The organism is Mesorhizobium sp. B2-4-14 (genome assembly GCF_006442155.1).
Taxonomy (GTDB): domain Bacteria; phylum Pseudomonadota; class Alphaproteobacteria; order Rhizobiales; family Rhizobiaceae; genus Mesorhizobium.
The window spans coordinates 70,432-83,896 of sequence record NZ_VFVA01000019.1; the positions used below are offsets into that span (position 1 = coordinate 70,432).

A 13,465-nucleotide genomic window follows, 5' to 3' on the forward strand; every position below is an offset into this window, starting at 1 on the left:
TGCCGGCATTGGCCGTGGCGCTCAAGCCAGGTCAGCATATGCGGGACTCGCGACGACGAGCCCGTCTGTCGACCATAAGACATTTGCAGCGAGGTCCGCATGGGAAATCGGGGAGCACGGGAAATCAGGAACACTGGCCAATCGCGCTGGGGACGGACTTCAAGAGCGGAGCTCTTCGGTCGCGGCATTTCCCGGCGATAGGCAGCCTCCTGATCCAGGGAACGCGTGCCGTTTGGCGACTGCCATTTCCGACCAGGTCAAGCGAAGGCGAGGGGTAAGCACCGCCGGAATTCCCTGTGCATATAGCGGTCCAAACATATAGTTTTGGTCCTGCTGAAATTAATCGCGGATAGCGCTGAACCAATGTCCAAGAAGTTTGCATTCCTTCTGGTCCGCGACTTCACATTGTCACCCCTGTCGCTTTTCATCGACACGCTGCGCCTGGCGGGTGATGAGGGCGATCGAAGCCGTCGCGTGGAATTTGACTGGCAGGTGATCGGAGAGCGCGGTCTGCCGATCAGGGCCAGCTGCGGCGTCGAACTGCTGCCGACAAAAGAGATTGGACATCCCGAGGATTTCGACAATGTTGTTGTGGTTGGTGGCCTGCTCGACACCAACCGCGGCTTGAGTTCTGAAAAGGAGGCATTCCTTTTGCGGGCTGCCGAGAAAGGCGTGCCGCTCACCGCCCTTTGCACGGGCAGTTTCGTGCTCGCGCGCTACGGGTTGCTGGACGGTTATAGTGCCGCGGTCAGCTGGTTTCACATCAAGGACTTCCGGGCGGAATTCCCCGACGTGAACGCCCATGCGGACAGTCTGTTTTCCGTCGACCGCAACCGCTCTACTTGCGCCGGAGGCACGGGTGCAGCCGACCTGGCCGGCTATTTCGTGTCGAAATTCATTGGTCACAAGGCAGCGGAAAAGGCCGCCAAGATTCTTGTCCTCGATCGAATCCGGAACATCCGTGACGTTCAACCGGTCGGGGATCTGTTTGCCGGAGCCTCCAGCCGTCCGGTGAAGCGAGCCTTGCTCTTGATGGAGAGCAATCTCCAGGAAAAGGTATCGGTTACCGAAATCGCGGCCAGATTGAACTGCTCCAGGCGCCAGCTGGAGCGTCTTTTCGGCATCGAGTTGGGCATCAGCCCAATGGCCGCCTATCTGGCGCTGCGGCTGCACTACGCGAAGTCGCTCCTCGAAGCCAGCGACTTGCAGATAGGGGAGATTGCGTTCAGGTGCGGCTTCGGCAATGCCGGGCATTTCAGCCGCGTCTTCCGCCAGCACACCGGCATCACGCCAACGAACCTCAGACATCCAGGCCGCATATCTCGCGAGGCCTGATGCGATGATAGTTCCGCGCTTGGCTGGGATTGAGGGGGGTGCCACAGCTCAAGCCGGGACCAATAACGAGCGGGAGTAGGCAAAAGTTTTAAGACTATGCCGGGAAATCCCGCTCAAGGATCTATCCAGCGGCAACCGGAAACCACATCCACGCCGCCTTCGGGCTCTCCTGTTGCCGACGTAGTCGGCACGCAATCATTCAGTGTCGGGATTTTCGAGCACTTCAAGCATGGTGGTCAACATGCTTCCGACTTCTTCCGATATTTCCTCGGGGCGAATTCCCGCCTTGATGGCGTCCGCCGTCGCTTGTTTGGCGAGTTTCGCCGCAAGCGCCGGATCGGACGTCGAATAGGGTGGAACATTTTCCTCCACCCAGTTCTGCAGGAATTCGATGCCGCGTGCGCTCATGACGAACTAATGTTCATCGAAGCGATTTCGTTCCGCGGAGGTATATTCAAGAAAACGTCAGACCCTTTTGATGAGGGCCTGACGGTTCCAAAGGTTCACGTCACGACGAACGAGGATGCCGTCAACGACAGATGCGGAGAAACAGCGGCAAACTGGATCTGATGCGCGCCGCCGGCCCCATCGCTGTCGAAGGAGAGGGCGCCGGTCGAACTGTTGTAGATAATGTGGTCGGTATGGGTATGCGCGCCCCTGCCAGTGTGAAACGCATCAGCGGGAAGGGCGCCCACCTGAAGCCCGGCAAACACAGTGTGGTCGAGATGGATCTTGTCCTGCGTCACATTGAAGTCGGTGATCTTGTCGATGTTGCCTGTCTTGAGGGCGGAATTGAAGACGAAGACGTCCTTGCCTCCATTTCCTGTCAGCACATCTTGCCCGCCGCCGCCATTGATGACGTTGTTGCCGGCGTTGCCCTGTATGGTCTGCGAGAACTCGTTTCCCGTGAGGTTGATGGCAGTGGTGCCGGCCCGGCTCGTGGTGGCAAGCTGCTCAATTTCCGAGCCGGCTGACAGTGCATAGCTCACTGATGCCAGCACGGTATCGTGGCCTGCGCCCTTCAGTTCCACCACCTTATCGCCAGGGTTGTTGACATAATAGGTGTCGTTGTAGCCGCCACCGATCATTGTGTCGGCGCCGGTGGTGCCGTGAAGTACATCCGCGCGGCCGGTGCCGTAGAAAACGTGATCGCTGGTCGAAGGCGCGGTGCTGGTCGGAGGTGTGGTGCTGGTCGGAGGGGTGGTGCTGGTCGAAGGTGGGGTGATGGACGAAGTCGTATCGCTGGTCGAGGGCACAGTGGTGCCGGACGAAGTCGCGCCGCTGGTCGGAGGCACGCTTGCGGTGCCGTGGTTATGTTGAAGGAAGAGGGCTTGCAGCGCCGGCGAGTTTCCAAGCGCCGTGTCGCCCTGCTGGGAACCCCATGCATAGGCATAGTCGAAGGCGGGCGACGGAACCAGCTTGGACCAGTGGTCCAGCATGGTCTGTTCCTGGGCGGCGGTGGGAAGGACATATTGGCCGCCCGTATCGGTCGTGTAGCTGCCGCCGCCGAACGTCTGATAAACCGGAACGACCTGGTTGAGCGGGACCCCCGAAGCGACAGCCGCGGCCACGGTCCTGTCGATCATGTTGTAGTCGACCGCACTTGTCCCGGTGCGCACCGGATAGGGGTCCAGCCCGTAATAGTCGATATGTGTGTTGGCGGGATTATAAGTGTTTGAAAAATCGGGATTTGCGGAAGACCCCATGTTCATCATGGTGATGAAGGTTTTGGCGCCCGGCACGTTGGTGTGGATCCAGTCGGATTCCGCCTTCAGATTCGCGGCGGTGGCATAGGTTCCCCATTTGCCGGTGGGGTCCGGCTCATCGACAAGGAAGAATCCAAACGCTTTCGGATTGCCGATAAAGGGCGTGACTTTCTGGATAAAGGACGAGGTTGTCCCATTGGCTTCATCGAGCCAGACCAGACCTTTCGTGCCAGCCGGCAGGGCGTTGAGTTCGTCCACGGATGAAACGTCGACAAGATTGAATCCGGCGTTTGCGACCTCGGAGGCGGATCCACCCGAGGCGTAATGGAGGGTTGTCATGAAAATATCCTTCGTCTGATTCGGTAGGTGCCCCACGCCTGCCTATTGGAAAGGGTATATTAGAACCAAATCAAATACCGGCGCCCGTTGATAGAATCATTGATCACGGCGAGAAAAGGTCCACGCGATGGGACGTCGGCCCTGGTTCCGGGCTTGTTGATTGTTCAGGGATATTTCCGGCGCGGCAAGGCAGGACTGGACTGCCCCTGCCTCGGTAGCACTGCTGGATTTTGTTGTGGACCGCAGAAAGCGCAAGATCGCGCTGGTTCATTCCAGCCGCTTCGGAGCGTGCGGATGGCGGTCGTCCACGCGCTATGCGCCGCTCACCAGAAAGGCTCTTTCTATCAAAGGACGGTTGTGGCTCAGATACGGTTCAATGAGCATATCGAGGTGTCCGCCGAGGATCGGGACTATGCTCAGATCGGCAAAAAAGGCGCTCCAGCCAAGATCCGTCGGAACCCCTGTACGCCTGCATCGAAACAGGGTGGCGGTAATCGGCAACGCGGTCTTCGGTTGTGCGAGCCATTGGCCAAATGCGCGCATCCGCAGGATTTCCTCAAGCTCAAGGCGCAAAATGAACCGCACTCTGGCGAAGGCCCTCCATTTCAGCCAGTCGATGCCCCTGGCGAGCAGGGCTTCAGCGCCAAATCTGGCAAATGCTTTCGCGAGAGCCCGTAACATCATGCGATCCGCCGTCACTCTATGGGAACGGATGCGCTGGACGGTGCGTGCAAGAGTTTCACGGTAGTCGTGCTGCCCAGGCCCGATATTGGTGTCGAGGATTCCCAGGAACGTGACCGATCGACCCGCTGCAATAAGTTTGGCGGCAACCTCGAACGCGACGCCGCCGCCAAGCGAATAACCGATCAGCTTCACGTCGCCATCAGGCTGGATCTGGCTGATCTGGTCGACAACCGCGTCCACCATCCGCGGTATGGTGCCATGTCCCTTCAGTAGATCGTTCAGGTCCCCATAGCGAATGGCGACAACCCTGGCGACATCGCTCATCTCGACACCGAAAGCCGCCAGGCTTGGCCCGTAGCCGATCGATCCCGGCACAATAAACAAAAGCGGCCTCGGGTCGGACGCCTCGACAAGCAAGTCGCTTGTGTCTTGCTCTGCGGACGCTGCCCTGACTACGTCGGCAAAACTCATTCCGACGGTGAATGCGTCCAAGTTGAGTTCCCGTCCCAGAGCCGTCTCAAGTTCCATGACGAATTGCAGCAGCTTCAGTGAATCGCCGCCCGCGTCGTCCCAGTGGCTGCCAGCCGCCTTCTTGCCGGGAAGTATCCTCTCCCATACGGCCGCTGCCACGCCTTCGATATCGAGCGGGTTCAGCGCCTGCCGGACGTCTGGATTCTGGGCGTTTTGCGCGTTCAGCGCGCGATCCAGTTCCCGCAACTTGACACTGTCGACCTTGCCGCCCTTGAGCTGCGGTATCTCGGCAATACTGTGCAGTCGCGTTGGATGAACTGCCGGCGGCAGGGCTGTCCTGATCAAGTCTCGCAATTCGGGTATGATTTCGCTTGCGCCAGTTTTCACGGGAACGACAAAGGCCACCAGTTCGTTCGCGTCCGTCACCACCGCGACGGCATCACTCACTTGGGGCGCCCGGCGCAGGACGAGTTCCAGTTCGGCAGGCTCGACCCGCCTTCCGTTGATCTTTATCTGGCGTCCCTTTCGTCCGACGATCCACATCATTCCGGTGCCGTCGACCTTGACCAGATCGCCGGTTGCGAAGATCCGAAGCCAGGGATTGGTGGAGCTTGCACGAAGAGGAACATGTCCCCCGTCCGCCCAGTAGCCGAGCGTGGTGTAGTTGCCCCTGATCACCAACTCCCCTTCATCGCCGGGGGCGACCTCGTACCCATTCTCATCCACGACGGTGTATTCGATGCCGGGAAGGACGAAGCCGACCGGGACCGTCGCGCCTCGCTCCGGATAATCCCTCGGCAGGAACCACTGCGTGCCGGTCGTTTCCGTGGACGAATAGCTGATCTGGATAAGGCAGGACTCCGGGACATTGTCGCGAAGCCGGTCGATGTCGGACCACAACACTTTTTCTCCGCCGACCCGCACGACCCGCAGTGACGAGAATACGTCCGGCGCTGAATCGGTCATCAACACACGCAGCAGCGCCGGCACGAGATAGGCGATCGTCACCCGCCATTTTTGGAAATTGTCGCGCGCAGCGCGGATGCCGGCACTCTCAATGTCCAAAAGGTACAATGTGGCGCCGCAAAGCATCGGGGTCATCATCTCGCGGCAGCCCGCGATCGTCGCCGGGCCGGTCAACGGCATGAACACATCGTCGGGGCCGATGTGGCAAGCATCGACATATTGTTGCACCCGCTGGAGGATTGCCCGCTGGCTGTTCACGACGCCTTTCGGGGCTCCGGTGCTGCCTGACGTGTACAGGACGATCGCCGGCGAATCGACCGGCACGTCGGGCGGCAGCGCCGGTAAGCTGCCGTCCGGCGTTGCGGCCATGCAGCTTCCCGCATCGATCCATTTCAGGGACGAGGCATCAGGCCAGCCTGCCGGCTTGCCCGGCCCTGGCCTGACAATTGCGGCTAGCCCCGCGCTGGCGGCAATTGCCGCGAGGCGCTGAAATGGATCTCGGGGGTTTAGCGGCACGGCGGGCCTGCCCGCACGCATGGCGGCAAGCATGGCCACCGGGTACCAAAGAGTATTCCCGATCAGAAGCCCGACCGCCTTACCCATTGGAACTGAACCGGCAATCGCACCTGCCAGGTTTTGGACCGCGTTCAACAGCTCCAGGAAGCTGAGGGATGTCGAGCCGTCGCTGATCGCGATCTTGTCCGGATATTTCCCGACAATTTTCTCGAGGTGCCAGAACGCCGATTTTTCGGAGAAGTCATCGCACATCCTTTGGAAGACAGGGCTTGCCGGTCCGTCCATGTCCAGAGGACGGGTGGATGCCTGTTTCCATGTGAAACCGTCTTGAGGACCATTGTCGCGCGTTGTCGCGACATCCCGCTCTTTCGCCAGTCCCAGCACGGACTGCAAGGCGCGCAAAGGCAGGCCTTCTGAAGAACGCGTGCGATCAAACGCTTCCAACGCGACCCCCTTTTTTGCTGACCCGCTTTGCAGTGTCGTACGCGACCATCTTGGCCGTGGCATCGTTAGAACGAATGATTCCGACCGAACTCGCCGATCCGACATGAAAGGGGTCAGGTGCATCGCAGCATCATTGAAGCCCTGCTTCATTCAAACAGACGAGGACAGCGGGAAGGCCTGCTCCTAGCGTGGATTTGGGTGTCGTGCGCACAGGGGCAATGAAGCCGAACCATGAGAGCAGATCCTAGAGCCAGCCATTTTGCGCGACCGGGATACCGCCGGCATCCTGGAGGGGCAGGATGAACCCCCACCTGGTCTGTGTTGGAGGCGAGGATCATCGTCTTAGAATTCCGTTCCTGCTGGCGCTGCGCGAAAGGCGCTTCCGGGTCACTGCCGTATCGAGCGATATGGGCAACGCCTTCTCTCTTCATGGCATTGCGCATCGTCGACTGGGATTTGACCGCTTTACCAGCGGCGGCGGGGAATGGGGCGCTCTAGGTGCTGTCCGCGAATTGATCGCGGAACTGCGTCCGGACATCGTTCAAAGTTTCGACACCAAGCCCAATCTTCTGACCCCTTTGGCCGTGCGCGGGCAGGTGCCGGTTGTCCGCACCATCAATGGCCTTGGTTGGACATTCTCGTCCCTCGAACCACGGGCTCTGGCCTTGCGTCCGATCTTTTGCGGCCTTCAAGGACTGGCATCCTTATGGACAGCCATGACCGTCTTCCAGAATCGCGACGATCAGGTCTTTTTCGAACGCTATCGGCTGGTTGGTCACGACAAAGCGCGGCTGATCCGCAGTTCTGGCATCGACCCGAAGGCGTTCTCGACAGCAAGGTATCGTGGCCCTTCGGCCACGACGATGCGCGAGAGCCTTGGGCTTCAGTCGGCCGAAATCATAATCTTTATCGGCCGCCTGACCCGCCAGAAGGGAATTCCGACCCTCCTCAAGGCGGTTCCTCGTGTCCTTTCCGAAAGACCCAATGCGCGTTTCGTCCTTGTCGGTCCGCAGGACTCCGAGGGACCGTTCGCGGTCAACAGGGCCGATATCGATCGACACGCGCCTCACGTCATTGCCTTGGGATCGCGACAGGATGTTCCGGCCCTCCTTGGCATGGCCGATCTGTTCGCGTTTCCGACGCAATATCGCGAGGGTATTCCGCGTGTCCTGCTGGAGGCGGGATTATCCGGATTGCCGATCGTCGCCTCGCGGATGCCCGGCTGCAATGACGTGGTTGAGGATGGCTGGAACGGCTATCTCGTCGCGCCACGCGATGTGGATGGCTTCGCATCCAGGATAATCGAGATCCTGTCCGATCGCGCCCGTGGAAAAATCATGGGCGGCCGTTCCGTCGGACTCATCCGGGAGCGCTTTTCGCTGTCGTGGGTCGTCGATCAGTATTGCGAGCTGTACAAGACCGTCCTCGGGGCAACGTACCGGGGCAGTCTTGCTCGATCAGCCCCCGCGATCCTGATGGAAGAGGGCGCGCGGAGCCCCCGACTGGGGGAGGCGCGGCAATGATCCGTGATGTGCTCCTGGCCTGCGGCATCGCAATGTCCTATGCGGTCCAACTCAGCATTCCAGGCCTGCCGTTCGGCTACAGCGAACTGTTCCTCGCGCTTTGGATATTGCTGTCGATCGTGCGGGTTCTCGCGGGCGGCCGATTGGAGTTCACGCCGGCCCTGGCCCAGCTTGCACGTTTCTGGCTGATCCTGACGCTTGCCCTGAGTGTTGGGGCCATCGTCGGCTATCTGACGACTGTCCTGTTCATCGCTCCGTTGATGCATGACACGATGGCGTATGTGCTGTTGGTCTTCATCACCTGCCTGGCCGCGGCGGAGCCCGACGCCGGTCGCCATCTACGCAACATTGGCTGGTGGATCATTGCTGTCGCGAATGCATGCTTTGTTGTTCAACTGGGGCTTGGGTGGGGCTGGATCCATCAATCTGGCGTTAATCCCTGGTATTGGGACCGCTTCAGCGGTTGGTCCGACAATCCGAACCAGCTTGCGCTCTATTGCGCTCTCCTTGGTCCGCTGGCCTTGCATCTTGCCGTAACCACCCGCAATCCGTGGGGGAGGTGCCTTGGGCTAACCGGCCTGGTCCTCACCTTCTACGTCGGAAGGCTGACAAAGAGCGATACCTATCTCTATACGACAATCCTGGCTTGCCTGATCCTTCTCGGGCTGCGGATTCGGGCTTGGCTTGCAACTGATGGCGGCAAGGTCAGCCTTTCACGGCAACTTGCCCTCCTGTTCACGATTGCGTTCGTTCCGTTGGCGATCTCCATCGCGCCTTACGCCCTCAGCGACGCCGCCAGCGCCGAAAACTTCGCCAAGAGCCTTACCAAGGACAAGGGCGGGCAAGCGACCGCGGAAACCGCCGAGCTTCGCCTCTACCTTTGGGACGAGGCATTGGACAAGGGAGCAAGATCTGGGTCGCTCGGCCTCGGCCCCGGGCCTCACCTTGAACGCCCCCCCATCACCAATCAGCAGTTTCTACCTCGGCCTTTCGAGGCCCATAGCACGATCCTCGATCTCTATACCCAGGGTGGCTTGATTTCAGTCATGGCGCTCTTGTGGATCCTCGGCTCCGCCGCCTTGTCCGCCTGGCGTGCGAGATTGGATGCCCTCGTGGCGCTCATGGCGTCGATCGTTGTGTTCAGTGCCCCGCACCTGATTATCCGCCATCCGATCGTGTGGTTCTCTGTGACGCTCTGCCTTGTCGCCGGGACGCCTCAGACGATCCCCGCCATCGTTCGCCACAGGAGATATTAGGATGTGCGGGATCGCTGGAATTCTCTTGGCGCCCGATGCGGCCGATACGAACGCGCTGCGGGCGATCGGGCCGATGACGACGGCCCTTCGTCATCGTGGACCTGATGGCGAGGCATTTTGGATGAGCCGTGAAGCCGGGGTCGCCTTCGGCCACCGGCGTCTGGCCATCGTCGACTTGTCGGAGGCGGGCCGGCAGCCGATGCATTCCGCGAGCGGCCGGTATGTCATCACCTTCAATGGCGAGATATACAATTTTCGCGATCTGCGCCGCGAGCTGGAAGGGGCGGGCCACCATTTCCGTGGCACCAGCGACACCGAAATCATGCTGTGCGCGATCGAGAGCTGGGGTCTCGACGCGGCGCTCGCGCGCTTTGCCGGCATGTTCGCTTTCGCGCTGTGGGACCTGAAGAACCGTATCCTTCACCTCGCCCGCGACCGAATGGGCAAGAAGCCGCTCTACGTCGCCTCGACACGCGAGGCGCTCGTCTTTGCCTCGGAGCTGAAGGCGATCACTTGCTTCCCCGGGTTCGTCCCGGAACTCGATGTCGACGCCGCGGCGACAATGCTTTCGAAAGGATGGGTGCCGGATGACAGTTGCATCTGGCAGGGCGTGTTCAAGCTGCCACCCGGTTCCGTCCTGTCCGTGACGGCGGCGGATTTCGCCAATGCCCGCGGTGCTGTCTCGCTTGCGCGTCGCATTCGACGCTGGTGGTCGCTGGCCGATGTCGCCAGCACGGCGCTGCGGGAACCGCTCACCGGCAGTGACGAGGAACTTACGACCGAGCTCGATCGTCTGCTTCGCCTTGCCATCGGCGAACGAATGGTTGCCGACGTGCCGCTTGGCGCCTTTCTGTCGGGCGGTATCGACAGCTCGACGGTCGTCGCCCTGATGCAGGCACAGTCGCGGAAGCCTGTCCGCACTTTCACCATCGCGTTCGGTGAGAGCGGGTTCGACGAAGCCCCTCATGCGGCCGCGGTTGCACGACATCTGGGCACCGACCACACTGAACTTCACCTTTCACCGGCCGCCGCGCGTGAGGTCATTCCGGAACTGCCACGGATCTGGGACGAGCCGTTCGCCGATGAGTCACAGATACCGACACTGCTGGTGTCGCGCCTCGCCCGGCAACACGTGACCGTAGCGCTGTCGGGCGACGGTGGTGACGAGTGCTTTGCGGGCTATTCCCGGCACTTCCTGGCGGCCCGCCTCAGAAGACAGCATGAGCTTCCATCCCCACTTCGCCGGATGTTGGCGGCTGGGGCCGGATTGCTGGCCCAGGCCTCCCGGAAAGATATCTTCGGCAGGCTGCCGCTTTCGGCGAACGCGCGGCACGGATTGCGCAGTGACCGCCTGAACCGCCTCGCCCGCCTGCTCGCGGCTGCAAATGAGGACGAACTGCTTCAGCGGCTGACCGAGTCCTCGGTCAACAACCTTGTTCATCACAGGCCGCCGGCAATCAAGCCTCGTGCAGCAGAGCTCGACGACCTGCTATCCCGTCTGTTGTTCGATGATATGACCGGCTATCTGCCCGGCGACATCCTGGTGAAGCTCGATCGCGCCACCATGGCCAACAGCCTCGAGGGGCGGTGCCCGATCCTGGACCATCGCGTCGTCGAATACGCCTGGCGACTGCCGACCAATGCCAAGGTTCGGAATGGCAGGGGTAAATGGATACTTCGCCAGCTCCTTGATCGTTATGTCCCGCGGCGGCTGTTCGATCGGCCCAAGCAAGGTTTCGACGTTCCGGTCGGGGCTTGGCTGAAAGGGCCCCTGCGCGCCTGGGCAACGGATATCATCGCCACAATACGCCTCTCGGAAGACGGGGTTCTCGACTTTGCAAAGGTCGACGCCTGTTGGCGCGATCACCTGCAGGGAAAACAAGATCATTCCCGCGATTTGTGGCCTCTGCTCATGTTCCAGGCGTGGCGCAACGAAGCCACGCAGCCACCGGCGCCGGCAACGCGCCTCTCTCATCATATCGAACTGACAGGGGGTTGAGATGGAAGGTTCCGTAGCTGGCCGCGCCAAACGTCCGCGCACCACGCAAATGGCCGTCGCTGCGCTCGAAACAAATCCGCGGATGAGGCAACCGCTAAGCGAGCCCCTGGAGCCGTCGTCTCCTTTCCGTCAGCTTGTCGTCACCTTGGCGACGAGAAAATGGTTCTTGCTTGCCATCGCCGTTCTGGGTGGCGTCCTTGCTGGTCTCGCCGGTCTTGCTCGTCCGGTTCTATATGAGGCGACGACGCAGGTAATCGTCGACGCTCCAACTGGCGGTGCTTCCTCGGGCAGCGCAGGGTCCGTTCAGGATTTGCTGGATTCGAGCATCGATGACCATCTGACGATGCTCTCCTCGCAAGCCCATTTGCGTCGAGTTCTGGCGTCGCTGCGCAAAGCGGAGGCAGCCAACGCTGCCGGAAAAAGTGGCTCCAGCCTCGTTCCCGCCGATCAGCACACCGCAGGCTCGTTCCTGGGCGATCTCCTGAACCGGGTGTGGCCGCAGGGCAAGCCGGCGGCGGGAAGTCCGGAAGCGGCGGACGCGGCCGAACTGAAGGCGCTTCGGAACGGAATGAGGGTCGGACAAGAGCTGCGGTCGCGGGTCATCTCCATCGGCTTTACCGATTCCAGTCCGGCCCGTGCTGCGCTTGTCGCGAACACATTCGCTCAGGTCTATATTGACGACCTCATACAGAAACGACGTGCATTGGACCAGGTCGAACTGCAATCGCTGGTCGCCGGCCTGCCGCAAGTGCAAAGCGATCTGGTCGACGCAACCAACCGTCTGGAGACGTATCGGCTGACCCACGGCGCCGTCGATCAAAGTGCGGCCAACAATGCGGCCAATGAGAGAGCGGAACTCAGCCGACAGATTTCCCTGTCGAAAGCCGATCTCTCCGCCTCGGAAGCGCATCTTGAACGTATCGAGGATCTGCGGAAGGCGGGCGCGCCCGTTTCGGCAGTCGCTGAAGAAATCGGATCGCCGGTGCTGGCCGACCTGATGGCTCGCCAGCTGGGCGCTGGTGCGGACGAGGGTCAGGGGAATGCGATCAACCGTGAGATGGAACAGGACATCGCGCGCATCGCAGCCGAGGCAAAAGTCTACCGCGCCCAGGTTGCGGCGCTGGAAGAACACGAAAGAGTGCTCGACGCGGCGGTGTCCGACACTGCGAGCCAGCTTTCCGGCTTGCGTGCACTTGAGCCTCAGGTGACCATCGTAACGCAGCGATACAACGAGCTTCTTGGCCGGCGACAGGAGTTGATGCAGCACATCGCCGCTCCATCACCCGGAGTAGCGATCCTTTCGATGGCATGGCCGCCGTCAACTCCGAAGACGCTGCCGGCAGTTTTCCTGGTCCCGCCCGGCATGATCGTGTTCGGGCTGATGGGGGCGATTTTCGTCATGGTCCGCAACGCCTTCAATCAGACCTTGCGCAGTGAAGCCGAGGCCGAAGCCGAGCTTGGGATTCCGTGCGTGGGGTTGCTTCCCAAGGTTTCGGGACTTCACGCGAAACAGTTGCGGGATCTGGTTCTGAGCCAGCTGACCTCACCGTTCAGCCGTGCCGTGACGTCCGTTCTTGTCACCGCTGCGCCAACTCAGGGGCGGGGGCATCCGCCACACATCATCCTCGTAACGTCCAGCGTCCGGGACGACGGCAAGACCGAGTTGGCATGGAGTTTGGCGCTTGCGGCAACACGGCTGGGAGGAAGGGTGCTTTTCCTCGACCTTGACCGCAAGGACGTGCGGCTTACGAACGAGTTTCGGGGCGAATTCAGCACTGTCAAGGCTCGCAACTCCTTTGGGGACTATGTAAGTGACCGCTGTGTTCTGCAGGACGCAGTCACGAGAATGCCAGAAATCGGTATCGATTTCATGGCTGCTCCAGCACCCTCGGATGACCTGCTGACGCTTCTGTCGACCGTGGACAGGTCCCAGTTTACCGATGAGTTGCTCTCGGTTTACGACATCATCATCATGAACGGACCCTTGGGTCTCGGAGGGCCTGAAACCAGGCTCCTGAAGCGCTGGGCGGATGCGGTGCTTTTTGCCGTTCGCTGGGCCAGGACGCGGCGCAGCATTGCCCGCGGTGTTCTGGAATCACTGCGAGCCGGTGGGTCCGTCAGCGTTCCAGTGGGAAGTGTGCTCACGCAGGTGAATCTCAAGAAGCATGCTGGCTACAGTCTCGGAAACAGCGCCGACCTCCTGCTGACGAGGGTTTGATGAAGGCC

8 protein-coding genes are annotated in these 13,465 nt (G+C 60.7%); 5 read left to right on the top strand and 3 right to left on the bottom strand.

Annotated elements, in window-relative coordinates:
* Window positions 1-363 precede the first annotated feature (363 nt).
* The gene (locus FJ938_RS17715) at window positions 364-1,335 is read left to right on the top strand and encodes a GlxA family transcriptional regulator (protein WP_140695814.1); all 972 of its coding nucleotides are present in this window, start codon (window positions 364-366) and stop codon (window positions 1,333-1,335) included.
* Between the two features lie 195 nt (window positions 1,336-1,530).
* Here FJ938_RS17715 and FJ938_RS17720 read toward each other — a convergent pair whose 3' ends face one another.
* The 3 genes from FJ938_RS17720 to FJ938_RS17730 form a co-directional block, all read right to left on the bottom strand.
* Window positions 1,531-1,743: a DUF768 domain-containing protein gene (locus FJ938_RS17720; protein ID WP_140612124.1), complete on the bottom strand. Its 213-nt coding sequence runs from the start codon at window positions 1,741-1,743 to the stop codon at window positions 1,531-1,533.
* Window positions 1,744-1,838: 95 nt separating this feature from the next.
* A complete protein-coding gene (locus FJ938_RS17725; RefSeq protein WP_140695847.1) occupies window positions 1,839-3,380 on the bottom strand; it encodes a calcium-binding protein in 1,542 nt (513 codons plus the stop codon).
* A 312-nt stretch (window positions 3,381-3,692) separates the two neighbouring features.
* A complete protein-coding gene (locus tag FJ938_RS17730) occupies window positions 3,693-6,461 on the bottom strand; it encodes an AMP-binding protein (protein ID WP_246673378.1) in 2,769 nt (922 codons plus the stop codon).
* A gap of 407 nt (window positions 6,462-6,868) precedes the next feature.
* Between FJ938_RS17730 and FJ938_RS17735 the strand changes: the two genes are divergently transcribed.
* The 4 genes from FJ938_RS17735 to FJ938_RS17750 are packed head-to-tail and all read left to right on the top strand — an operon-like array spanning window position 6,869 to window position 13,457.
* Window positions 6,869-7,984: a glycosyltransferase gene (locus FJ938_RS17735; protein ID WP_246673380.1), complete on the top strand. Its 1,116-nt coding sequence runs from the start codon at window positions 6,869-6,871 to the stop codon at window positions 7,982-7,984.
* Window positions 7,981-9,240, top strand: a complete 1,260-nt coding sequence (locus FJ938_RS17740; RefSeq protein ID WP_140695819.1) for an O-antigen ligase family protein — start codon at window positions 7,981-7,983, stop codon at window positions 9,238-9,240. Before FJ938_RS17735 ends, FJ938_RS17740 begins: the two co-directional genes overlap by 4 nt.
* 1 nt (window position 9,241) lies before the next feature.
* The gene (asnB, locus tag FJ938_RS17745; protein ID WP_140695853.1) at window positions 9,242-11,239 is read left to right on the top strand and encodes an asparagine synthase (glutamine-hydrolyzing); all 1,998 of its coding nucleotides are present in this window, start codon (window positions 9,242-9,244) and stop codon (window positions 11,237-11,239) included.
* 1 nt (window position 11,240) lies between these two features.
* Entirely contained in the window at window positions 11,241-13,457 is a 2,217-nt protein-coding gene (locus tag FJ938_RS17750; protein WP_140695822.1) for an exopolysaccharide transport family protein, read from the top strand.
* Window positions 13,458-13,465: the final 8 nt, after the last annotated feature.

Excerpts from the sequence above, each read along its gene's own strand:
- FJ938_RS17720 (WP_140612124.1), bottom strand. The coding sequence starts at position 1,743 with ATGAGCGCACGCGGCATCGAATTCCTGCAGAACTGGGTGGAGGAAAAT.
- FJ938_RS17725 (WP_140695847.1), bottom strand. The coding sequence starts at position 3,380 with ATGACAACCCTCCATTACGCCTCGGGTGGATCCGCCTCCGAGGTCGCA.
- FJ938_RS17735 (WP_246673380.1), top strand. The coding sequence starts at position 6,869 with ATGGGCAACGCCTTCTCTCTTCATGGCATTGCGCATCGTCGACTGGGA.
- FJ938_RS17740 (WP_140695819.1), top strand. The coding sequence starts at position 7,981 with ATGATCCGTGATGTGCTCCTGGCCTGCGGCATCGCAATGTCCTATGCG.
- FJ938_RS17715 (WP_140695814.1), top strand. The coding sequence starts at position 364 with ATGTCCAAGAAGTTTGCATTCCTTCTGGTCCGCGACTTCACATTGTCA.
- FJ938_RS17750 (WP_140695822.1), top strand. The coding sequence starts at position 11,241 with ATGGAAGGTTCCGTAGCTGGCCGCGCCAAACGTCCGCGCACCACGCAA.
- asnB (WP_140695853.1), top strand. The coding sequence starts at position 9,242 with ATGTGCGGGATCGCTGGAATTCTCTTGGCGCCCGATGCGGCCGATACG.